Origin of the sequence: Halorubrum sp. DM2, assembly GCF_901686465.1 — an archaeon.
GTDB lineage: Archaea > Halobacteriota > Halobacteria > Halobacteriales > Haloferacaceae > Halorubrum.
In genome coordinates this window covers 1,482,426-1,504,845 of record NZ_LR594487.1, presented here as the reverse complement: position 1 = coordinate 1,504,845, position 22,420 = coordinate 1,482,426, and the positions used below count along the sequence as shown (strand labels likewise).

Below are 22,420 nucleotides of genomic sequence, written 5' to 3'. Positions count from 1 at the left end.
CGAGCGTTCCGATTTTCTCCGTTTCCGTTCCTTCACCGGGCGCTCTCCGTCTCGTGACGTGCTTTCTCATGGTTGATATTTTGAGGGGTGAATTGAAGTAGCTTCTGCGGGTCGTACACGGTAATGGGCCTCGAACTACCGGTGTGGGGAGCTCCAACCGCCGCCTGGGCAGTCGCCACGCTGGGGCTCGTCGGTGCGAGCGTCCTCGACAGGTTCCTCGACGACGACGGATCCGACGACGACGGTTCCGGTGGTATGGACGGCAACGATGACCCCTTCGGCGGCGACATGGGCGGCGGAGGGATGGGCGGCGGCATGGGCGGTGGCGACGGCGACGGCGGTGGCGGCGACGGCTTCGACGACTTCGACGGCATGGACGAGTGGGACGACGAGTTCGACGACGGCGGCGGCGGTGGCGGCGGCGGTGCCGCGACCGACGAGCTCGAAAACCGACTCGACGAGCTGGAAAACGAGGTCGCCTCGCTCTCCTCGACGGTCTCGACCGTCCGCTCCGAGAACGAGGAGATCTCCGCCGCGGTCGACGACATCGAGGAGGACGTCCGCAACCTCCTCGACATCTACGAGATGGTCACGCGCGGCATCAACCCCTTCGTCGACGACGGCGGCGGCTTCGACAGCGTTGCCGGCGGGGGCGAGGGCTCGTTCGGCATCTTCGACGACGAGGAGGGCGGCGAGGAGGAGGACCTCGACGAGGACGTGGCGAACGCGGACGCGGACGGGTTCTTCGACGACGACCTCCTCGACGAGGAGGAGCCGGACGGCTTCGACGACGAGGCCGAGGACGGCGGCGAGTTCGACGACCTCGACGGCGAGGACGACGGCGGATTCGACGACTTCGACGGGGACGACGAGTTCGACGACCTCGACGACGACTTCGACGAGGAGTTCGAGGAACCGGACGACGACAGCACGGACGACGCCGCGTCCGAGACCGAAACGGCGGACGACGGAGACGACATGAACGACGATGGAAAGAGCTTCAGCGAACTGAAAGAAGAGTACGACTCCGGGGAGGCCGACTGGGCCGAGGAGGACGACGACGCCGCGGACGACGACCCGTTCGAGGACGGGGACGACTCGTTCGCCGACCCCGGCGACGAAACCGACTCGTTCGACGAGGCCGACGACGGTCTCGGGGACGACGGCCTCGGGGACGACCTCGGGGGCGTCGACGACGGCTTCGACGAACCGGCCGACCCGGAGCCGGCCGACGCAGCGCCCGACCCCGAACCCGCCGCTACCCCCGAACCGGCGGCCGACCCCGCGCCCGACCGACAACCCGGCGGCGACCCCGCCGAGGCGTCCGGGGGCTTCCAGTACGTCGGCGAGGACGACCTCTCCGGGGGAAGCGGCCGCGGCAAGCCGTACCTCACCGAGCTGCCCGGCGACTACGTCGGCGACCTCCTCGTGATGGAGTGGCTGGAGTTCCTCGTCTCCGAGAGCGACGTCACCGACGCGGTCCGCGCGATCAACTACTACGAGCGGATCGAGTGGATCGGTCCCGACGCCGCGGCGCGGCTCCGCGATTTCCTCTCCGGGTTCGGTACCATCGACCGCAACCTCGTCGACCGGCCGGGTACCGACCGACTCGTTCGCGAGCACCACACCCGCAGCCTCCGGTACGTGACCCAGCTCAACGGCACCAACAGCCACGCGGTACTGTTGGACCGCTGGGACGACCTCGCCGGGGGGTCGCTCGTCGGCGGCGGGTCGCCGGTCGGCGGCCGCCGGGGCGGCCGGCACCGCGGGCGGGGCGACTCCGGCCGCAACGGCCGCGCCAACCACGTCGACCGCAACGGCCACGACAAGCGGGGCGATCGGCCGGCACCGGAGCGGAACGGTCACGACGCGTCCGGACACGGCGACGCGCCCGACGCCCGCGAGCGGCGAACGAACGGAGCGGACCACGACGACGCGACGGACCGCGGCGACGCACGGCCGCAGACCGACGCGGACCGCCGCGACGGTCACCGCGAGGACCGACGCGACCGGAACGGTTCCACGCGACCGATGAACGATCCGAATCCCCGTTCCGACCGCGCCGATCCGGCCGACGGAGGGTGGGGAGATGGGCGTTAGCGTCTCCGCGTCCACGGCCATCATCGTCGCGGGGCTGTTCTTCGCGTTCACGACGTTTTACCCCGTGGCGGCCAACGGACTCGACCGCGTCTCCGACGCTCAACACGGCGTCAACGAGCGTGCGCTGGAGCGACAGAACACCGAGTTCGCGGTGACGAACGCCACGTACGACACCACCTCGGATATCCTCACCGTCAACGCCACCAACGAGGGATCCGTCGGCCTCGTCGCGGACGACGCGACGCTCGTCGTCGGCAACGAGTACGTCGACGTCAGCGGACCGAACGCGACGACCACCGTCGACGGCGACGCCGACACCGCGCTCTGGCTCGGTGACGAGCAACTGACGGTCGAGGTCGCACAGAACGACACGGCGACGACGATCGAGGAGGGAACGCGGATCGTCCTCGTCGTCGAGTCCGGCGTCCGCGACGCCGCGACCGTGACGGAGGTGAGCCCGTAGATGGCCAGCGTTCCCGTCTCCCACCTCATCCTGTTCATCGCGAGTCTCGTCATCGCCGCGGGCGTCGTCGGCACCATCACTACCGGCGTCGACCGCGTGAGCGCCGCCGTCGAGGACGCCGGCCTCGACGCGACCGAGACGCTTCGGACCGACGTGACGATCATCTCGGACCCTAGCGCGGGGGTGTATAACGCGAGCGAGAACAACGTAACGCTGCTGATCAAAAACACGGGCACCTACCGGCTCGCGCCCGACGGATCGGACCTCGACGTCGTCTTCGACGGGAGCTACGTCGGGCCGGACGCGACCTCCGGCGAACTCGTCTCCGCGGACGGCGCGAACGCGTGGAGTCGAGGCGACGTGTTGCGGCTCACGATCAACGTGAGCGAGATCGAGGGATCGGGCGGCACCCTCGACGACGGCGACCACCGGGTGTTCCTCTCGGCGAACGGCGACGAGGAGCTGTTCCAGTTCCGCGTGGAGGGGGGGAGCTGAGATGCCCCACGACAACCTGCTCTCCCTCGGCCTCGGCGAGCGCGACCGGCTGAACAAGGAGCTGGGCGGCGGCATCCCGCGCGGTAGCATCGTCCTCATGGAGGGCGACTACGGGGCCGGGAAAAGCGCCATCTCCCAGCGGTTCGCCTACGGGCTGATCCAGGAGGGCGCGTCGGTGACGATGATGTCGACGGAGCTGACCGTCCGCGGGTTCATCGACCAGATGCACTCGCTGGAGTACGACATGGTGAAGCCGCTCTTACAGGAGGAGCTGCTCTTCCTCCACGCCGACTTCGACTCCGGCGGCGCGTTCTCCGACGGCGACGGCGAGCGCAAGGAGCTGCTCAAGCGGCTGATGAACGCCGAGGCGATGTGGAACTCCGACGTCGTCTTCCTCGACACGTTCGACGCCATCTTCCGTAACGACCCCACCTTCGAGTCGCTGGTCCGGAAAAACGAGGAGCGACAGGCCGCCTTGGAGATCATCTCCTTCTTCCGCGAGATCATCTCGCAGGGGAAGGTGGTGGTGCTCACCGTCGACCCCTCCGCCGTCGACGACGACGCGATCGGCCCGTTCCGGTCGATTGCGGACGTCTTCCTCCAGCTGGAGATGGTCGAGGTCGGCAACGACATCCGCCGCCAGATCAACGTCAAGCGGTTCGCGGGCATGGGCGAGCAGGTCGGCGACACCATCGGGTTCTCGGTCCGTTCCGGAACCGGTATCGTGATAGAGAGCCGCAGCGTCGCCTGACCCATGACTCGGAGACGCACAGTCGGTCCGCGCGGGCGGACCGCGACCAACACGGCGACGCAGCGTGGGACATGACCGAACACGGAACCGCACAACCGTCCGACGAGCTCCGAAAGGCCGCCATGCGGCGGCCCCACCTCCGGGAACACCTCCGCGAGTTCAAACAGATCACGGGGGAGTTCCCGCAGTTCATCGAGGAGCCGAAAGACGAGTACGAGTCCGACCGGCCGAACGTCATCTACCCCGTCGGCGGCCCCATCTACAGCCACATCTACGGTGACCTCGGACAGGACACGAAGTACTACGCCATCGAACCCGAGGTGAGCGGTCCGCAGGTGGAGGTGCTCAACGAGGTAAAAAACCGGCTGCTCACCGCCAGCGGTCAGCACACGGCACCGGACAACGAGGCGGAGTACGACGACCTCATCGAGGAGCTGTTGGAGGAGGTGACCCACGTCGACGACACCTCCTCCGGCTGGCGCAAGGGGCTCTCGAAGCTGAAGAACTTCGGCAAGCTGTCGGTCACCGAGGAGACCTACGAGAACATCCGCTACCGGCTCAACCGCGACATCGTCGGGCTCGGTCCCCTCGAGCCGATCATGCGCGACCCGGCCAACGAGGACATCCACGTCATCGGCCCCAAGGAGTGCCACGTCGACCACGGCACCTACGGCATGCTGGAGACGACCGTCGACTTCGGGACGCCACAGGAGTTCGACAACTGGCTGCGGAACATGGGCGAGCGGATGGGCGACCCCCTCTCCGACTCCGACCCGATCGTCGACTCCACGCTCCCCGACGGGTCGCGTATCAACATCATCTACTCCGACGACGTCTCGCTGAAGGGGTCTTCGCTCACGATCCGGCAGGGCGACGAGGTGCCGCTGTCGATCAACCAGATCACCCACTGGGGAACGCTCTCGCCGCAGCTCTCGGCGTACCTCTGGCTCTGTTTGGAGAACGAGCAGACGGTGTTCGTGGTCGGGGAGACGGCGTCGGGGAAGACGACAACGCTGAACGCGATACTGTCGTACATCCCGGACGACTCGAAGATCTACACCGCGGAGGACACCGCCGAGGTCATCCCGCCCCACAACACTTGGCAGCAGCTGTTGACCCGCGAGGGCGGCGACGAGGGCTCTTCCGACGTCGACATGTTCGATCTGGTCGCCGCCGCGCTGCGGTCGCGTCCGGACTACATCATCGTCGGGGAGGTCCGCGGGGCCGAGGGGCGCATGGCGTTCCAGGCGGCCCAGACGGGCCACCCGGTCATGCTGACGTTCCACGCCTCGGACATCGTCTCGATGATCCAGCGGTTCACCTCCGAGCCGATCAACGTCCCGGAGACGTTCATGGACAACGCCGACGTGGCGCTGTTCCAGAACCGCGTCAAACAGGGCGACGACGTGCTCCGCCGGGTGACCAGCGTTCAGGAGATCGAGGGGTACTCGAAGGAGATGGACGGGGTCGTCACGCGCGAGGTGTTCAGCTGGGACCCCGTCGAAGACGAGATCGTCTTTCAGGGGATGAACAACTCCTACGTGCTCGAAGAGCAGATCGCGACGCTTCTGGGCTACGCCGACACCCGCGACATCTACGACGACTTGGAGTTCCGCGCGGAGCTGATAGAGCGGATGATTCAGGAGGGGATCATGGGCTACCACGAGGTGAACGACGCGATCAACTCCTTCCAGCGCGACGGCGTCGAGGGGCTCCCCTTCGACATGCACCGGAACACGAGGTAGCGACGATGAAGGCGAACGCGACGATGGGATGGGGGGAACACTGACGATGGCGGTAAAGGAGATGGGCGACGGGCTCGCGACCGCGCTCCAACTGACCTCCGAGGTCATGGAGTCGTACGACCAGCTCGACATCTCCAAGCGCAAGTACGTCGGGCTGGTGTTGCTGCCGGCCGTGTTCGTGTTCCTCGCGAGCGTCGTCGGGCTGGTCGCGCTCCCGCTCCCGATCGCCGCCCGGGTGCCGATCCCGATGTTCGGCGCGCTCGTGCTGTTCGCGGCCGTCATCTACCCGAAGATCTACCTCTCCAGTCTGGAGACGAAGATCGACAACCAGCTACACCTCGTGATGACGCACATGACGGTGTTGTCGACGACGAACATCGACCGCATGGAGGTGTTTCGGACGCTGGCGAAAGAGGAGGAGTACGGCGTCGCCGCCGAGGAGATCGGCCGCGTCGTCCACCTCGTCGACACGTGGAACCAGAGCCTCGACGACGCGTGTCGCCGCCGGGCACAGGAGGTCCCCTCCGACGCGATGGCCGACTTCTTCGACCGGCTCGGCTACACGATGGGCGCGGGGCAGTCGCTCCAAGAGTTCCTCGTCTCCGAGCAGGACGTGATGCTCGCGCAGTACGAGACCCGCTACGAGTCCGCGCTCTCGAACCTAGAGGTGATGAAGGACCTGTATATGTCGATGATCCTCTCGATGACGTTCGCGTTGGTGTTCGCGGTCGTCCTCCCGATCCTCACCGGCAACGACCCGACTGCGACGGTGGCGGCCGTCATCGTCCTCTTCGTGTTCGTCCAACTGGGCTTCTACGCGATGATCCGCGCGACGTCGCCGTACGACCCGATCTGGTACCACCCGGACGAGCGCGCCCCCGGCGACCTGAAGCTGTGGGCGTCGCTCATCGGCGGCGGCGGGCTCACGTTCGTGATCATCGGGATCACGGCCGCCGGGATGTTCGGGTACGGGCCCGGGCTCCCCGGACTCCTCTTTTTCGTCGACAACGTCCGGCTGCCGCTGTACCTCGCGGTCCCCATCTCGCCGCTGATCGTCACCGGCGTGGTGCTCCGGCAGGAGGAGCAGGCGATCACCGCCCGCGACGGCGAGTTCCCGTCGTTCGTCCGCGCGCTCGGGGCGACGGAGAGCGCGAAGCAGTCGACGACGACCGACGTGCTCACCACCCTCCGCGACAAGAACTTCGGCAAGCTCTCCGAGTCGATCGAGCGGCTCTACCGCCGGCTCAACATGCGGATCAGCACTGAGGGCGCGTGGCGAGCGTTCACGCGTGACACGCGCTCGTACCTCATCCAGAAGTTCTCCGAGATGTACCTCGTCGGTCGCCAGATGGGCGGGGACCCGAAGATGCTCGGTGAGCTGATCTCGAAAAACATGAACGCCGTCAACCAGCTGCGCGAGCAGCGCCGGCAGGCGGCGATGACGTTCATCGGACTGCTGTACGGGATCACGGCGGCCGCGACGTTCGCCTTCTTCATCGGACTGGAGATCGTCGCCATTCTGGCCGACCTGACCGCTGACTTCGGGCTCGAAGAGATGGACATCGGCCAGATCGTCTACCCCGGCGCGTACGACATCCCGCTGATCGAGTACCTCCTGCTCACCGTCGTGCTGTTCAACGCGGCGCTCTCCTCGCAGATGATCCGACGGATCGACGGCGGGAACCCGGCGAACGGCTACATCCACTTCGTCCTCCTGACGTGGCTCGGGGCGGTCACCGCCATCGCGACGCGGACGCTCGTCAACGCGATCCTGTCGATCTGAACGGCCCGCGGACGGGCTGCTCGACCGTCACTCGAACAGCGTCGGCTCGGCGACCTCCTCGTCGGCGGCGTCGCGCCACGAGCGCGAGGGCGTCCATCCGAACAGCCGATCCGCCTTGTCGATCGCGTAGGCACCGCGGTCGTCGCCCTCGTCGACGGCGGAGTCGTCGGGGACGCCGTCGTACGCCTCGCGGAGGAGGTCGAGCAGCGGGCGGCCGAGGGCGTTGTCGGCCGCGACGCAGTTCACCGCCTCGTGGGTTCCGGGGTCGACGGGAGCGTCGCCGTCGCCCGTCTCCGCGAGCGCGGCCGCGACGAGGTCGGCCACGTCGCGGACGTCGACGTACGACCAGAAGTTGCCCGCGCCGGCGTCGAGGTCGGTCACGTACTCGTCCGCGCGGCAGGCGTACGCGCCGGGGTACTGGATCCACGACGGGCGTATCGATACCGCCGGCACGTCGTGGCGGCGCGCGACCGCGCCCGCCGCCGCCTCCGCGGTCACCTTCGAGAGCCCGTACGGGTCCTCCGGGCGGAGCGGGTGGTCCTCGGTGATCGGCAGTTCGTCCGGGAGCGGCGTCGGGTCGGCGAAGAAGAAGCCGTACGCGCCGTCGCTAGAGGCCTGAACGATCCGCGCGTCGGCCCGGCCGGCGGCGTCGAGGACGTTCTTGGCGGCGAGCGCGTTCGCCTCGAACACCCGCCCCTCCGGGTGGGTGCCGGCGACCGGGATGGCGGCCCAGTGGACGACCGCGTCGGGGTCGACCGCGGCGACGATGTCGAGCGCTTCGCCACGCTCCGCGAGGTCGGCCGCACGGAACGAGACGTTCGGAGCGGGGTCGACGCCGAGCCCCGGGTGGTCGTAGTCGACGACGACGACCTCGTAGTCGCCGGCGAGCCGGTCGACGACCCAGCGCCCGGAGGCTCCGCGGCCGCCCGTAACGAGTACCGTTTCCATGCCAGTCGGTCGTGCGGACGGGCGAAAAACGCACCGCACTTGTCGGGTGCGGGACGGCGTGGCCTCCGGCAGGCTTTAACGCGCTGAACGGTTATTCAACGCCATGGAATGGAAGACAGACTGGGGGTTACGCGGACGGATGGGACTGACGATGTTCCTCCTGTTCGCCCTCTACGTCGCCTTCGTCGGGGTCCTCGTGACGTTTTTCGATGTTGGGAGCCTGACGATCCTGATCATGCTCGGCGGGTTCTCGCTCGCGCAGTACTTCTTCAGCGACAAGCTGGCGCTCCGGAGCATGGGCGCTCGCGAGGTGAGCGCGGACGAGTACCCCGACCTCCACCGTCGGATCGAGCGGCTGAGCCAGCAGGCCGACCTGCCGAAGCCGACGGTCGCCGTCGCGAACACGCAGGTGCCGAACGCGTTCGCGACCGGCCGGAACAAGAAGAACGCCACCGTCGCGGTGACGACCGGGCTGCTGGAGAGCCTGAACGAAGACGAGTTGGACGGCGTCCTCGCCCACGAGCTCGCCCACGTGAAGAACCGCGACGTGATGGTGATGACCATCGCGTCGTTCCTCTCGACCATCGCCTTCTTCATCGTGCGGTGGGGGTGGCTGTTCGGCGGCGACAACCGGCAGGGCGCGCCCGTCATCGTGGCGATCCTCGTGTCGCTGGTCGTCTGGGTGATCTCGTTCCTGCTCATCCGCGCGCTCTCGCGGTACCGCGAGTACTCCGCCGACCGCGGTGCGGCGCTGATCACGGGCCAGCCCGGCGCGCTCGCCTCGGCGCTGATGACGATCGACGGCCGGATGGACAAGGTGCCCAAGGAGGACCTCCGCGAGGAGGCGGAGATGAACGCGTTCTTCATCATCCCGATCAAGGCCGGCTTCGTCGGCAAGATCGCCTCGACGCACCCGTCGACGGAGAACCGCATCGAGCGGCTCCGCGAGATGGAAAAAGAGCTGGAAACGGCCTGATACGGCTAATAATCCACTTTTGGTCGGGCGATAGCCATAGATGTCGTTGAAGCTTCAGCTGCTCGCTACTGTGAAGCCGACCTTGTAACCGAGACCGCCGAAGCCCCAGCCGGGAGGGGGTCGGACGCTCGCTGCGGTCCTCAGTCGCTCGCGTTGCTCGCTCCTTCCGGTCCTTACTTCGCCTCCGACCCCCTCCCGGCTGCCCCTTCGAGTCCCGCCCCGCACCGCTCCGCACAGCCCCTCGCGCCTCCCCAGCCTCGTCGCTGGCGGTCTTCGCTTCGCTCGACCGCCACCGACTCCCTCGCGCGGTGCTCCTCGCGGTCGCCGAGGGCGACCGCTCGGAGGCACGCGCCACCGCTGTCGGTTTATAAACAATCGCGGGAGAGGCGCGCCGCTCGTCGGTACGAGCGGACTGAGGGGAGTAAGCCCCCTTCGGTTCGTCCCGACATTCGGCTGAGCGTCCGCGCCGTGGCCGGACTACCTTATGGCACGGACTTGCACCGGCGAGGATTCGCCGTTCCATCCGTTCCCGCCCGTCGCGTGGCGAGGCCACGTCGGTCCTCGACGGGTTAACTCCCTTCCCTTGCGGGTCGGTTCGCGCGTTCGCGGGTGATCCCGCGAACGCCGCCGGTCGCCTGCGGCGACCGAACGCGTCTCATCGGTCGAGGCGGGGGGTGTCGTTGCTGTTCCAGCGCCAGCCGTCTCCGACTCCGGGCGTGTGCCCGGTCGCCCGTCCGGCCGGTGGGGGGACTTTCCTCATGCCGGAGGCACGGGAGTCGGGCTCCCTCTGTCCGTTCCGCCCTTTCGCCCGCCGGCGAATAAGCGGTTCGATCGGGCGCGTTTCCGGCGAGACGCCGCGAACGCCGCGGGAGCGGTGCCACAAGGGAAGCGTTCAAGTCGTCAGCAACGTAATAGTCTCTCATGTCCGAGGCTCAGACCGTTCAGCTGTCGTACGACGACGGTGCACGAGCGGTCGAACTCGCGCGGGAGGCGGTCGAGTCGTTCGTCCAACACGGACAACGCGAACAACCCGGCAGCATGCGCGAAGCGTTCTACGCCCGCACCGGTGCCTTCGTTCGACTCGAATCGACGCGGGGACGCGGCCGCCTCCGCGGCTGCGCCGGCGCGTGGGAGACCTCCGACCAGCTCGGCCACGCCATCGTCGAGGCCGCCATCAAGGCGGCCTCCGACGACTCCTGCGGCTCCGAGGTGGAGCCGAAGGAGCTGGACAACCTCACGGTCTCGGTGTTCGTCGTCTCGAATACGATCCTCACGAACGACCCGCTCGAAGACCTTGAGGTCGGCACCCACGGCGTCGCCGTCGACAGCGGCAACGCTCACGGCTGGCTCTACCCGACGGTCCCCGTCGAGAACGGCTGGTCCGGCGCGGAGTTCCTCTCGCGCGCCTGCCGGAAGGCGAAGCTCTCCCCCACCGCGTGGCAGGAGGAGGACACGATAGTGACGCTCATCGAAGGACAGGTGTTCCGAGAGCGCGCCGACGGCGGTGCCGTCGAAGAGCTGTAGTCGTTCACTGTCTCCCTCTCCTCCCCGCCCTTCTTCGTCTCCCGCCCCTTCTTCGTCTCTCGCCTTCTATTCTCTCCCCGCCTTCTCCGTCTCCCCGCTCGGTCGCGTCCGGGCGATTTCCACCCCATCGCGTTTCTCTCGGTCGACGCCGAACGCAGAGCCGTAGCCTCGTCGAGCGCGACGCCCAATTTCTTAGGCCGTCCTAAAAATCGATGGTTTTTTGATGTTTTAGGCGGGCCTAATATCTATGAGACGTTCGGACGACGCCCGCGTCGACCCCTCCGCCGGCGGTGATCCGCGATGAGCGTCGAGACCCACGTCGACCGCGCTCGCGACCGTGTGGCCGCCGAGCGCGACGTCGTCGCGGACGAGCGACGGGCCTACGAGCGCTTCGGGTCGACCGTCGCGTCGATCCCCACAGCCTCCGGCCCGGCGGCCTCCGGTGGGGAGACGACTGCCGGTACCGGACCGGGAGCCGGCGGCGTTCGCGCGGCCGTCGGGGGACGGACCGCCTCGGCGACCGACGGCTGCCGGCGGGTCCGAGAGGCGTTCGCCGAGACGGTGTGCCCCCACAGCGTCGCCGACCGCGCCGCCGACGAACCGCTGTCGGCGACGATCCGTGAGGAACTGGGCGACGCCGTCGCGGTCGCGCTCTCGCCGAAGACTGACCACGGTCTCACCCCGCCGGTCGCGTCCGCGATCGGGTCCGCCGTCGACGACCGGCTCGCGGAGCTCGCGGTGTTCGACCGGACGCTGGAGCGCGAGGCCGCGTCCCTCCGGTCGGCGCACGAGACGATCCGGGACGTCACCGACTGGCTGGCGACCGCGGACGAGACGCCCCTCTCGGCGCTCGGGTTCGACGAGCTACGCCGGCGTCACGAGACGCTCGCGGACCGGATCGCGGCCTGCGAGTCGCTGCTCGCGGACCGGCAGGCCGACCTCGACCGGACCGCTAGCCGAGGCGCGGCGGTCGGCCTCCGGCACCGCTCGACGGTCGCGTACCTCTACGACGACTTCCCGGCCTCACACCCCGTCCTCTCGACGGTCACGCGGCTCGTCGAGACGCTCACCGAGTGCCAGCGGGCGGTCCGCGACCACCTGACTCGGAGGGCGTGACCGTGTCGGACTCGCCGCGCCGCGCCCGGGCGAACGGCTGGGCGTGGGCCTGCCTCGTGCTGTTCGGTGCCGACGCCGAGAGCGGCGACTCGCGGGACGACGGGCCGACGGGGGACGGGCCGACGGACAAGGAGCCGAGCGAGGGCGGTTCGACGGCGTCGGAATGACGCGCGAGACGGAGTACCTGCTCGCGCTGTACATCGCGGAACACCGGTCGTCGCCGCCGGTTCCGCCGGGACGGATCGCCGACGCGGTCGGGCGGTCGCCGGCCGCGACGACGGAGATGCTCCAGCGGCTCGAACGCCGCGGGCTCGTGGCTCGGGAGCCGTACGACGGCGTGGCGCTCACCGACGCGGGCCGGGAACGCGCCGAGGACCGCCACGAGGCGTACGTCGCGCTCTCGTGGTTCTTCCGCGACGTGCTGGGACTCGACGCCCACGAGCGCGAGGCGATGGAGATGGCGGCGCTGGTGAGTCCGACGGTGGCAAACCGGCTCGTCGACCTGCTGCTCGACGGGGTGCCGGGAGACCCGCTCGGCCCCGGAGCGGTGTCGCTCCCGCAGTCGGACGCGGACTGAAAAATTCGGAATCGGTCGGCTGCCGGTCGGTCGTCGCTCAGTCCCCCCGCCGCCGCGTCGTCTCAGTTCGTCGCGGACTCGACGACGAGCGAGTCGTCTTCGAGGTAGTGTTCGATGTGGTGAGCGTGCTCTTCGAGCGTCTCCAGCTGCTCGCGGAGCATCTGGCTCGTCGCGTAGTCGCCGAGTCCGTCCGCGAGCGCGACGCATATCTTATCAAGGAACAAACAATCTTTCGTGTCACATAAAAGCCGTTCGTGTGCGCATTTGACGCGCTATCCGAACCGATACGCGTCATATCATACAAAATTTGAAACTACTGATCGCTCCCGTAGCCCACTGCCGGCGCGTCCGCGAGCGCCCGCTCCGTCGCCGCCGACAGGTCGAACGCGTCGCCGTCGACGACCTCGCCGTCCCGGATCACCGGCTCCATGAGCGACTCGGCTCCCTCGGGCCCCGAGCGGTCTGCGAGTCCGACGGCGTGGGCACCGTCGGCGGTGCGGTAAACGGCCTTCGCGCCGGAGAGCTTCCCCCGCTTGGCCGCCGGCTCGCCGTCGACGGCGACGAGGTCGAGCGCGAAGTCGACCGGGTCCGCGTTGGAGACGTACCCGCCGACGCCGAACCCGTCGACGACGTCGCGCAGCCCCCGGAGGTCCGCGGGACCGAGTCCCCCCGAGACGTACACGTCGACGTCCGCGTGGCCGCGCGCGTCGAGTTCCCACTGGACTTCGCGGACGATGTGCCGGAAGTCGCCGCGTCGGGAGCCGGTGGTGTCGAGGCGGACGCCGTCGAGGTCGTCGCCGAGCGTCTCCACGGCCCGGAGCACCTCGTCTACCTCGTCGGAGTAGGTGTCACAGAGGGCGATCCGGGGCGCATCTCCCGGGACGCCCTCGTCGTAGGCGCGCCACGCGGCCTCCTGTTGGCCCCGCCCGAAACAGATGGCGAGCGCGTGGGGCATCGTCCCGGACGCCTCCCGGCCGATCAACTCGCCCGCGGCGACGTGCGAGAAGCCGTCGAACCCGCCGACGAGCGCCGACCGCTCGACCGCGGCGGTCATCGCGGGGTGGACGTGGCGCGCGCCGAAGGAGAGGACGCTCGACTCGGGCGCGGCGAGCCGGCAGTCCAGCGCCGCCGTCGCCATCCCGGACGCGTGCGAGAGGAACCCCAGAAGCGACGTCTCCAACCGCGCGAACGCGAGGTACGGCCCCTCGATCCGCATCACCGGGCCGCCGTCGAACAGCCGCCCCTCGGGGATCGCGTGGACGTCGACGTCGCGGCCGGCCAGCAGCTCCACCGCGTTCCCCAGCCCGGCGAACAGCTCGAACTCCCCGTCCGGGAACTGGTCCGCGGTCACCTCGGCGACGACGCGGGGGTTCCGCCCCGCGGCCTCCAGCGCCGCCTCGGTCCGCTCGAAGTACGCGTCGGTTGCGCGCCCCTCACGGACCGCGGTCGCATCGACGATGTCGAACTCGCTCATGTCCGACCCTTCGGCCGCCGGAACGAAAAGCCACCCGTGTCGCGCCGGTTCCGAGACAGTTCCGTCGCCCCTCGACGCCGACGAGCGCCGGACTACGACGACCGTCGCGCGGACAGCCCCAGCGCGGCCACGAGGGCGACGAGCGCCGCCGCGACGCCGAACCCGGGCGCGCTGTTTTCGGTGCTGTCGCCGTCGCTCCCGTCGGTGCCGTCACTCCCGTCGGTGCCGTCGCTTCCGTTCCCGCCGTCTCCGCCGTCGGTGCCGTTAGCGTCGTCGCTCCCGCCGTCGGTGCCGTCACCGTCGCCGCTCCCGTCCGCCCCGTCCGTCCCGTCGGCGTCCGGGAACGCGAGGTCGGCGTCCGGGCGCAGTTCGAGGACGCCCTCGGGAGACGGCGCGTGGGTTATCGTCACGCTCGTCCCGTCGCGCTCGACGCCGTACGCCCCGGGAAAGTCGCTCTCGTCGCCGATGGCGTAGACGGTTCCGTCCTCGTATATCCCGTCGCCGTGTGCGTTCAGCATCCGAACGTAGGCGTCGCGAAACGCCTCGGCGTCGGCCTCCGTCTGCCACTCCGTCGCCCAGACGTACCCGTCCCGGTCGCCGTTCCGGTACGGGTACAGCTCGTCGCCCGCCCACCCGTCCGTCACGGGGTGTGCGTAGTTGTAGGTCCCCCGCGTCTGGAGCTGTGCGTCCGTTTCGAGAAGGATGTTGAAGTTCCCGCCGACGGATCGGTCGGGATCGAGGATCGGGTACTCGTACGCGCCGTCGAACTGGACGCCGGCGCTCTGATACCAGAACATCACGAACATCGACGCCTCGCCCGCGGTCTCCGCGCCGTCGACACCCTGGTCTCCGTATGTCTCCCAGCCGCCCGTCGCGGCGTCCTCGAAGTCGACCTCGCTCGTCTCGTAGTCGGGGTTCCGATGGATCACCTCAGCCGTCGAGTTCGGCGGGTCGTTCATCGTCTCGTTGACGGCCGCCCACCCGCCCTCGTCGACGAGGTCGCGGACGTAGAGGGCCCCGTCGCCGTACGGCTGGAGGACGGTCTGGAGGATGCCGATGTTCCCGGAGAACCCGCCGCCGCCACCGCCCCCGCTTTCAGGTGGCTCGACGCAGGTCCAGTTGTCAGCACAGCGGGCGGCGTACCGCTCCTCGACGTGGACCGCCTCTCCCTCGACGATCCCGTTGACCGCGAGGTCGCCGTCCTGGGTGACGCCGACGTAGCGCGGGTCGGTGAGGTCGTGGTACTGGTCTTGCATCGCGTGGAGCAGCTCGTGCGCGAGCGTCGAGGGGTCGACCTCGGCCGACTCGCCGTCCGGGACGACGATGACGATCCGGTCTTCGGCCGGCGAGTAGAAGCCGGAGACCGCGCCGCCGAGCACCGAGTCGATCTCGTCGTTCGCGTTCTCGCCGTCGCCGACGACGAACAGCGCCCTCCACACCTGGTCGTTCCAGCGGCGGAACGCCTCGGACTCGTTGCCCCCGCTCGCGGTGTCGTTCGCGTACTCGCTGCGCGACACCGTCTCGACCGGCACGTCCTCGCGGAAGGGCCGCTGGCGGACGTGTTCGACGCGTGCCATCGTCAGGTCCGTCAGCGCCGCCAACTGCGTCTCGTTGAGCCCGCCGGTCTCGTTGAAGTCGACCGACTCCTCGTAGTGCGTTCCGTTCCAGCAGCCGACCAACTCGGTGCCGTCTCCGGGATCGCACTCGTCGGCGGACGCGGAGGACACGGGGTCCGACGCCGCGGAGTCGCCGACGGACGCGGCGTGGGCAGCGCCGGCGTCCGGCGCGGCGGCGGCACCGGCGGTGAGGGCGACACACAGGACGGCGAGCGCGGCGACGACGGCGGCCGCGGTCGAGGGGGTGAGAACCCGTCGCATACGGATCGTATCGGACGCCCTAGTAAGTAGTCTGTTGGTTCCTTCGGCGTCGCCGCCGGCGGATTTTTCGCCGCGGCTCGCCCTCGCCGTCGGCAACTGAGGCGGCGATCTGGGCGGCCGGGACGACGCTTTTTGAGGGCCGCGCTCCAACACTGGATATGGCGTTCGATCCGACCGAGACCGCGGTGGTCGTCGTCGACATGCAAAACGGGTTCTGTCACCCCGACGGGAGCCTCTACGCCGAGCCGAGCGAGGCGGCGGTCGAGCCGGTGACGGCGCTCGTCGACCGCGCCCGCGACGCCGGCGCGAGCGTCGTCTACACCCGCGACGTCCACCCGCCCGAGCAGTTCGACGACACGCACTACTACGACGAGTTCGACCGGTGGGGCGAACACGTCGTCGAGGGGTCGTGGGACGCCGAACTCGTCGGCGACCTCGACGTGCGCGACGACGACCACGTCGTCGAGAAGCACACCTACGACGCCTTCTATCAGACGGATCTGGAGGGGTACCTCGACGCGCACGGAATCTGTGACCTCCTGATCTGCGGCACGCTCGCGAACGTCTGCGTCCTCCACACCGCGGGCAGCGCGGGGCTCCGGGACTACCGCCCGGTCGTCGTCGAGGACGCGCTGGGCTACATCACCGAGGACCACCGCGAGTACGCGGTCGACCACGCCGACTGGCTGTTCGGCGAGACGACGAGCCGGGACGAGGTCGCCTTCGCGTCGGAGTAGGGCCGTCGCCGCTTCGATTCCTCCGAACCGCGATTATCACGCGCGGTAATCGGCGTGTAACCCTTTTTACCGCTCGCCGGAACCGCGAGGTATGGACATCTCTCGACGGGGCGTACTCGGCGGCCTCGGCGCGGTCTGTGGGGTCGGTGCCGTCGGGTTCGCCGGCGCGGCGCGGGTGACGGACGGCGAGGCGATGGAGGGTGTCGGCGGCGACGGCCCGGGACCGGCGGGCGGTGGCGGAAGCGGGACCGCCGGCACGAGCGACGGCGGGCCGACCGCGGCCCCCGTCGACCCCGGCGCGCCGTTCGCGGCGCGGCTCATCGGCGACGACGGGACCGACGCGCGGCTGTTCGACGCGAGCGACCTCGCCCGCGTCAAGGGCATCTTCGCCGAGGGCGACGAGTACCTCGTCCAGGTCGTCCTCTCCGAGGCGGGCGTCGAGTCGTTCCGGAGCCGCCTCAACGACGCGGGCGCGACCGACGACCCGGCGGCGTTCGTGGTGTCGATGGCGCTCGACGGGACCGAGGTCAGGCGCGTCGAACTCGACCGGGAGACCGTCGACGCGCTCACGGGATCCGAGTGGGAGGGCGTGCTGACGCTCCCGTTCGGCGAGGAGTCGGTCGCCACCTCCGTCTTCGAGCGCCTCGCCGCCGAAGAGTGAGTCGTCCCGACGGCTGACCAGTCAGGTCCCGCCGCGCGGGCGGCGGGTGGACAGCGTTTTTGCTCCCGCCCTCGTGTCTCCGTCGTGAGCGACGGAACCGCGGACGACGGCGGTCGCCCGTGCCCGGTCTGTGAGACGCCGATGTACCACCGACACTGTAAGTACGTCTGTCCGGCGCACGGCGTCGTCTACGACTGTAGCGACACGTTCTACTGACCGGACGGTCGGTTCGCACGCCGCCTGCGAGAGCGGAATTACCCGACCCGGACGGGGACCAAACTGAGTCGTGCGAACTGTTATGTTCTTGGAGTTCGATTTTTACCACATGATGGGCGACCCGTACGTGACCCTCCTTGCCGACCTCCCGGGGTCAGCATGGTAGAGCAAAAGCAGGTTGCCCGGAGCAAGCGGATCCAACGCCGCACCGGGAAGACGTTCCACGTCGCCACCCGGCTGCTTCCCCAGCGGATCCGCCATCCGACGTACGTGCTGTACGGCTTCTTCCGGATCGCCGACGAGGTCGTCGACGCGGCGGACACCGCGCCGCCGGCCGAACAGCGTGCCGAGCTCGACCGGCTCCGGGCGACCGCGCTCGGCGAGGAGCCGACCGACGACCCGGTGTTGGAGGCGTTCGCCGAGGTGTGCGAGCGCAACGACATCCCCGACGCGGACGTCCACTCGTTCGTCGACGCGATGGCGAGCGACATCGACACCGACCGGTACGAGACCTACGCGGACTTGGAGGCGTACATGGACGGCTCCGCGGCCGCAGTCGGGCGAATGATGACGGCGATCATGGACCTCGATCCCGAGGCGGAGGCCGAGGCGCTCCCGCACGCCACGAAGCTCGGCGAGGCGTTCCAGATGACGAACTTCCTCCGGGACGTCCGCGAGGACGTGGTCGAGCGCGACCGGATCTACCTCCCGCTGGAGACGCTCCGCCGCCACGGCGTGAGCGAGCAGCAGATCCTCGATCTGGAGTTCGACGAGCACGTCGCGGCCGCGGTCCGCGAAGAGATGGCCCGCACCGAGCAGCTCTACGAGGAGGGCGTCGCGGGCATCAAGTACCTCCCCGAGGACTGCCAGCTTGCGGTGCTGCTCGCGGCGGTGCTGTACGTCGACCACCACCGCCTCATCCGAAACCGCGGCTACGACACGGTGTCGGCGACGCCAGAGCTGTCGTTCGCCCGGAAGATCTCGCTGCTCGTCCGCACCCGCTGGAAGTGGCAGTGGAATCGCGACCCGGAGGCCGTGTTCTACGACATGTGTACCGACTTCGATCCCGGCCACGACCGCCACGGTCACGGCCCGCACGGCACCGGCGTCCCGCAGACGGACTGACCGGCGGCCCGCATGGAGCGCTCCCGGTTCGTCTCCCTCGCGGTCGCCGCGTTCGGGCTCGTGTTCGCCTCCTTCCTCCTCCGTGGCGTGACTCGACTGGTGGCCCCCTACGAGGTCGCCGTCGCCGTGTCGGCACCCGTTCTCTTCGCGGCCGCCGCGCTGCTCGTCGCGCTCTTCGTCCTCGCCGTCCTCGACGCGACCGGGATCCGGCCGATGGAGTAGTCGGCCGACCGATGGAATAGTCGGACGGCTGACGCGCCCGCGACGGCCCGGCCGAGTCGGAACGCCCTTGCCCCGCCGCCTCCGACGGGGCGTATGGACGTACGAACCGTCGCGGACCTCTCGCCGGCCGAGCGGCGCGCCTTCTTCGAGCGCGACGCCGGCGTCGAGGGGGTCCGCGAAGACGTGCGGGAGATCGTCGAGCGGGTCCGCGAGGAGGGCGACGTCGCGGTCCGCGAGTTCGCAGAAGAGTTCGACGGCGTCGCCGTCGGCAACGTCGACGTGACGGACGCGGCGGAGCGCGCGCACGACGAACTGGCCGACGCGGACGACCCGGTCCTCGACGCGGTCGAGGAGGCGGCGGCGAACGTGCGGGCGTTCCACGAGCGACAGCGCCCCGAGGACTGGCGCGACGACTTCGGCGGCCGGGAGCTGGGCCGCCGGTTCCGACCGATCGACCGCGTCGGCGTGTACGTGCCCGGCGGCGCGGCCGCCTACCCCTCCAGCGCGCTGATGGGCGTCATCCCCGCGGTCGTCGCTGGCGTCGACCACGTCGCGGTCGCGACGCCTCCGGCGGAGGAGCTCAACCCGGTCACCCTCGCGGCGATCCACGAGGCGGGGGCCGACGCGGTGTATCAGGTCGGCGGCGCGCAGGCCATCGGCGCGCTCGCGTACGGGACGGAGACCGTGACCCGGGTCCAGAAGGTGGTCGGCCCCGGCAACAAGTGGGTCACCGCCGCCAAGTCGATCGTTCAGGGCGACGTCGAGATCGACTTCCTCGCCGGGCCGAGCGAGGTGCTCGTCCTCGCCGACGAGACGGCGGACCCCGAACTGGTCGCGGCGGACCTGATCGCGCAGGCCGAACACGACCCGAACGCCTCCGTGGTCGCGGTCACCGACGACGCCGACCTCGCCGACGCCGTCGCCGACGCGGTCGACGCGCAGGCGGCCGAGCGAGAGCGCGAGGAGACGATCCGGGCCGCCCTCGACAACGACGCCTCCGGCGTCCTCCACGCGCGCTCGATGCCCGAGGCCGTGCTGTTCGCCGAGGAGTACGCCGCCGAACACCTCTCGATCGTGGCCGACGACGACGAGGCGCTCTTAGACCGGATCGCGAACGCCGGCTCGGTGTTCCTCGGACCGTACTCCCCCGTGGCGGCCGGCGACTACGCGACCGGGACGAACCACGTGCTGCCGACGAACGGCGGCGCGAAGCGGTACGGCGGGCTCTCCGTGGACACCTTCCTCCGGTCGTCGACGGTCCAGCGGCTCGACCGTGACGCCCTCGACGACCTCTCCGAGACGATCACGTCGCTCGCCGAGGCGGAGGGGTTGGAGGCGCACGCCGAGAGCGTGCGGAAGCGGTTCGAGTGACCCGTTTCGGAGCGCTCCGGAGCCGTATATATCCCTCTCGACCGCGCGGTAGCCGTCGGGACGGGAACTGTCGGTCAGTACCGTTCCCCCGCCTCTCCGAGCGGCGTTGATACCGCAATATCACTCATAGCAGGCTTCATAGCGTCGAAATAGGTTGTCTTAGCCGTAATGTCGAACGACGACCGCGGACGGACGGGACCGAGTTCTAGGCGGAAATTTCTCGTGGCCGGCGGTGCGGCCGCGTTCGCCGGACTGGCGGGCTGTTCCGGCGGGAGCGGTGAGAGCGGCGACGCCGGTGCCGGCCTCGACGGCGGCGACGGGAGCGATGGGGGCGACGGAAGCGACGGAAGCGACGGCGGCGACAGCGGAGAGCCGGGCGACCCGATGCTCAGGGACGCCTCGGAGTTCGAGTACGCGAACCCCAACTGGGAGGAGAACAACTACCTGTTGACGGCCGTCGCGGAGAACGACTACTTCCAGGGGAGCGCGACCGACCTGGAGAACATGCGGAACCGCGACATCGACGAGGTGGCCCACGGTGAGCCGCCGCGGGAACTGCCCGACGACGAGAGCGACTGGGTCGACCCCGATCCGCTCGTGTTCGTCGACAAACCCGGCGAGTCCGGTCAGGCGCAGTTCCAAGAGACCATCCAGCCGATGATGGACCGGATCGAGGAGACGACCGGTCGGTCGGTCAGGTGGCAACCCGTCGACTCCAACGCGGCGTCCGTCGAGGCCCTCCGCTCGGGGCGCGCTCACTTGGGAAACGTCTCGACGGGGACGACGGCGTTCGCGGTCAACCTCGGCGGCGCTGTCCCGTTCGCGGACCCCATCAGTCCCACCGGCCAGTTCGGGTATCGGCTGCTCGCGATCACCCGCGCCGACATGGACGAGATCCAGTCGGTCAGAGACTTCCCTGACTACGACGTCACCCACACCGAGCCGGCGTCGAACTCCGGGAATCAGGCACCGTCGGCGCTGTTCGACCAGTACTTCGACGTGACGCCCGGCGAGGACTACGAGGTGGAGTTCTCGGGCGGCCACGACCAGTCCGGTCGCGGGATATTCGTGGGCGACTACGACTGCGGCCCGATCTGTAGCACCTGTCTGGACGACCTCATCCAAGCGAACGACGACATGAGTTACGACGACTTCAAAGTGGTCTGGGCCAGCAATCCGTTCCCGCCGGGTCCGGTCGTCCACCGCTACAACCTCCACCCGGACATCGTCGAGGGGATCAAGGAGGCCTACATCGAGACCGACTGGACGGGGACCGACTACGCGGAGCAGACCGGCGAGGCCGAATACGTCCCGATCGACTACAAGACCGTCTTCAACGACATCATGGTCATCCAGCGGTACAACGGCGTCGAGTACGAGAGCGGGAACCTGTAACCGATGCTCGAAACAGAGAACCTCGGGAAGACGTATCCGACCGGCGACGAGGCGCTCCGCGACGTGTCGGTCACGATCGGCGGCCGGGAGGTCGTCGCGATGATCGGCCCGAGCGGGGCCGGCAAGAGCACCTTCGTCCGGTGTATCAATCGACTCGTCGAGCCGACCACAGGGAGCGTCCGCCTCGATGACCGCGAACTGACGGGACTCGGCGAGGACGAGCTCCGGAACGCCCGCCGGGACATCGGGATGGTGTTCCAGGAGTACAACCTCGTCGAGCGGCTCACGGTGATGGAGAACGTCCTGTCCGGGCGGCTCGGCTACGTCTCGAACTGGGCCGCACTCCGCCGGAACTTCCCGCCGGAGGACGTCGAGCGCGCGTACGAGCTGCTCGACCTCGTCGGTCTCGACGACATGGAAAACAAGCGAGTCGACGAGCTCTCCGGCGGCCAGCGCCAGCGGGTCGGTATCGCGCGGGCGGTGGTCCAAGAGCCGAAGATCGTCTTGGCCGACGAGCCCACGTCGAGTCTCGATCCCGAAACGTCGCGGGACGTGATGGAGCTGCTGACGGACATCGCCGTCGAGCGCGATGTCCCGGTCGTGATAAACATCCATGAGGTCGATCTCGCAGAACGATACGCCGACCGAATCCTGGGGCTCCACGACGGGGAGCTCGTCTTCGACGGCCCGGCGGCCGACCTCACAGACGAGTCGAAGGGCGTCATCTACCGGGGCGAGGAGCTGCCGGCGTCGGCGGCGACAGACCCGGATCGACTGTCGAACGGCACCGGCGGCGAGGGCACGCCCGAGATCACCGGGGACGGGTCGAACGCCGGAAACGGCCGCCTCCCGGCAGAGGACTGA

22 protein-coding genes, 1 other RNA gene and 1 pseudogene are annotated in these 22,420 nt (G+C 69.0%); 19 read left to right on the top strand and 5 right to left on the bottom strand.

The window, feature by feature from the left end; all coding sequences use genetic code 11:
• Window positions 1-123: 123 nt before the first annotated feature.
• The 6 genes from QOL69_RS07735 to flaJ all read left to right on the top strand — a co-directional run bounded on the left by QOL69_RS07735 (window position 124) and on the right by flaJ (window position 7,337).
• Window positions 124-2,100, top strand: coding sequence for a FlaD/FlaE family flagellar protein (locus tag QOL69_RS07735; protein ID WP_283402718.1), 1,977 nt, complete (start codon window positions 124-126; stop codon window positions 2,098-2,100).
• Window positions 2,090-2,563, top strand: coding sequence for an archaellum stator protein ArlF (locus QOL69_RS07730; protein WP_283402717.1), 474 nt, complete (start codon window positions 2,090-2,092; stop codon window positions 2,561-2,563). Before QOL69_RS07735 ends, QOL69_RS07730 begins: the two co-directional genes overlap by 11 nt.
• Entirely contained in the window at window positions 2,564-3,058 is a 495-nt protein-coding gene (locus QOL69_RS07725; RefSeq protein ID WP_048077912.1) for an archaellum stator protein ArlG, read from the top strand.
• Window position 3,059: 1 nt separating this feature from the next.
• A complete protein-coding gene (locus QOL69_RS07720; RefSeq protein ID WP_048077913.1) occupies window positions 3,060-3,809 on the top strand; it encodes an archaellum protein ArlH in 750 nt (249 codons plus the stop codon).
• 71 nt (window positions 3,810-3,880) lie between these two features.
• Window positions 3,881-5,554: an archaellum flagellar ATPase motor FlaI gene (locus QOL69_RS07715; protein WP_283402716.1), complete on the top strand. Its 1,674-nt coding sequence runs from the start codon at window positions 3,881-3,883 to the stop codon at window positions 5,552-5,554.
• Window positions 5,555-5,600: 46 nt separating this feature from the next.
• Complete coding sequence (flaJ, locus tag QOL69_RS07710; RefSeq protein WP_048077948.1) at window positions 5,601-7,337, top strand: archaellar assembly protein ArlJ/FlaJ; 1,737 nt, start codon at window positions 5,601-5,603, stop codon at window positions 7,335-7,337.
• A gap of 27 nt (window positions 7,338-7,364) precedes the next feature.
• On the opposite strand, the gene QOL69_RS07705 is transcribed toward flaJ, so the two are convergent.
• Complete coding sequence (locus QOL69_RS07705; RefSeq protein ID WP_283402715.1) at window positions 7,365-8,285, bottom strand: NAD-dependent epimerase/dehydratase family protein; 921 nt, start codon at window positions 8,283-8,285, stop codon at window positions 7,365-7,367.
• A 103-nt stretch (window positions 8,286-8,388) separates the two neighbouring features.
• On the opposite strand from QOL69_RS07705, the gene htpX reads away from it, so the two are divergent.
• Window positions 8,389-9,261 (top strand): zinc metalloprotease HtpX, encoded by an 873-nt coding sequence (htpX, locus tag QOL69_RS07700; RefSeq protein WP_283402714.1) that lies wholly within the window; start codon window positions 8,389-8,391, stop codon window positions 9,259-9,261.
• Window positions 9,262-9,671: 410 nt separating this feature from the next.
• Here htpX and rnpB read toward each other — a convergent pair.
• Window positions 9,672-10,053: RNase P RNA component (gene rnpB, locus QOL69_RS07695), an RNA gene on the bottom strand.
• Window positions 10,054-10,182: 129 nt separating this feature from the next.
• On the opposite strand from rnpB, the gene QOL69_RS07690 reads away from it, so the two are divergent.
• The 4 genes from QOL69_RS07690 to QOL69_RS07675 all read left to right on the top strand — a co-directional run bounded on the left by QOL69_RS07690 (window position 10,183) and on the right by QOL69_RS07675 (window position 12,478).
• Complete coding sequence (locus tag QOL69_RS07690) at window positions 10,183-10,785, top strand: TIGR00296 family protein (protein ID WP_048077917.1); 603 nt, start codon at window positions 10,183-10,185, stop codon at window positions 10,783-10,785.
• A gap of 300 nt (window positions 10,786-11,085) precedes the next feature.
• Entirely contained in the window at window positions 11,086-11,901 is an 816-nt protein-coding gene (locus QOL69_RS07685; protein ID WP_283402713.1) for a DUF7260 family protein, read from the top strand.
• A 2-nt stretch (window positions 11,902-11,903) separates the two neighbouring features.
• Entirely contained in the window at window positions 11,904-12,068 is a 165-nt protein-coding gene (locus tag QOL69_RS07680; protein ID WP_283402712.1) for a hypothetical protein, read from the top strand.
• Complete coding sequence (locus tag QOL69_RS07675) at window positions 12,065-12,478, top strand: metal-dependent transcriptional regulator (protein ID WP_283402711.1); 414 nt, start codon at window positions 12,065-12,067, stop codon at window positions 12,476-12,478. Before QOL69_RS07680 ends, QOL69_RS07675 begins: the two co-directional genes overlap by 4 nt.
• A gap of 62 nt (window positions 12,479-12,540) precedes the next feature.
• Here QOL69_RS07675 and QOL69_RS07670 read toward each other — a convergent pair.
• The 3 genes and pseudogenes from QOL69_RS07670 to QOL69_RS07660 all read right to left on the bottom strand — a co-directional run.
• A pseudogene (locus QOL69_RS07670) lies at window positions 12,541-12,681 on the bottom strand (ferritin-like domain-containing protein); the annotation flags it as partial.
• Between the two features lie 110 nt (window positions 12,682-12,791).
• Window positions 12,792-13,952: a nicotinate phosphoribosyltransferase gene (locus tag QOL69_RS07665; RefSeq protein ID WP_283402710.1), complete on the bottom strand. Its 1,161-nt coding sequence runs from the start codon at window positions 13,950-13,952 to the stop codon at window positions 12,792-12,794.
• 92 nt (window positions 13,953-14,044) lie between these two features.
• On the bottom strand, window positions 14,045-15,829 hold the full coding sequence (locus tag QOL69_RS07660) for an Hvo_1808 family surface protein (protein WP_283402709.1): 1,785 nt from the start codon (window positions 15,827-15,829) through the stop codon (window positions 14,045-14,047).
• Window positions 15,830-15,987: 158 nt separating this feature from the next.
• Here QOL69_RS07660 and QOL69_RS07655 point away from each other — a divergent pair, with 158 nt between their 5' ends.
• The 8 genes from QOL69_RS07655 to phnC all read left to right on the top strand — a co-directional run bounded on the left by QOL69_RS07655 (window position 15,988) and on the right by phnC (window position 22,420).
• A complete protein-coding gene (locus QOL69_RS07655; protein WP_283402708.1) occupies window positions 15,988-16,566 on the top strand; it encodes a cysteine hydrolase family protein in 579 nt (192 codons plus the stop codon).
• Window positions 16,567-16,657: 91 nt separating this feature from the next.
• Window positions 16,658-17,227, top strand: a complete 570-nt coding sequence (locus tag QOL69_RS07650; protein WP_283402707.1) for a hypothetical protein — start codon at window positions 16,658-16,660, stop codon at window positions 17,225-17,227.
• Between the two features lie 84 nt (window positions 17,228-17,311).
• Window positions 17,312-17,443: an HVO_2523 family zinc finger protein gene (locus QOL69_RS07645; RefSeq protein ID WP_255331288.1), complete on the top strand. Its 132-nt coding sequence runs from the start codon at window positions 17,312-17,314 to the stop codon at window positions 17,441-17,443.
• Between the two features lie 159 nt (window positions 17,444-17,602).
• Window positions 17,603-18,568, top strand: coding sequence for a phytoene/squalene synthase family protein (locus QOL69_RS07640; protein ID WP_283402706.1), 966 nt, complete (start codon window positions 17,603-17,605; stop codon window positions 18,566-18,568).
• 12 nt (window positions 18,569-18,580) lie between these two features.
• Window positions 18,581-18,790, top strand: coding sequence for a hypothetical protein (locus QOL69_RS07635; protein ID WP_048077922.1), 210 nt, complete (start codon window positions 18,581-18,583; stop codon window positions 18,788-18,790).
• A 93-nt stretch (window positions 18,791-18,883) separates the two neighbouring features.
• Window positions 18,884-20,161 carry a histidinol dehydrogenase gene (gene hisD, locus QOL69_RS07630; protein ID WP_283402705.1) on the top strand — a complete coding sequence of 426 codons (1,278 nt, stop codon included), beginning with the start codon at window positions 18,884-18,886 and terminating at the stop codon, window positions 20,159-20,161.
• A gap of 168 nt (window positions 20,162-20,329) precedes the next feature.
• The gene (phnD, locus tag QOL69_RS07625; RefSeq protein WP_283402704.1) at window positions 20,330-21,556 is read left to right on the top strand and encodes a phosphate/phosphite/phosphonate ABC transporter substrate-binding protein; all 1,227 of its coding nucleotides are present in this window, start codon (window positions 20,330-20,332) and stop codon (window positions 21,554-21,556) included.
• 3 nt (window positions 21,557-21,559) lie between these two features.
• Window positions 21,560-22,420 carry a phosphonate ABC transporter ATP-binding protein gene (gene phnC, locus QOL69_RS07620; protein ID WP_048077923.1) on the top strand — a complete coding sequence of 287 codons (861 nt, stop codon included), beginning with the start codon at window positions 21,560-21,562 and terminating at the stop codon, window positions 22,418-22,420.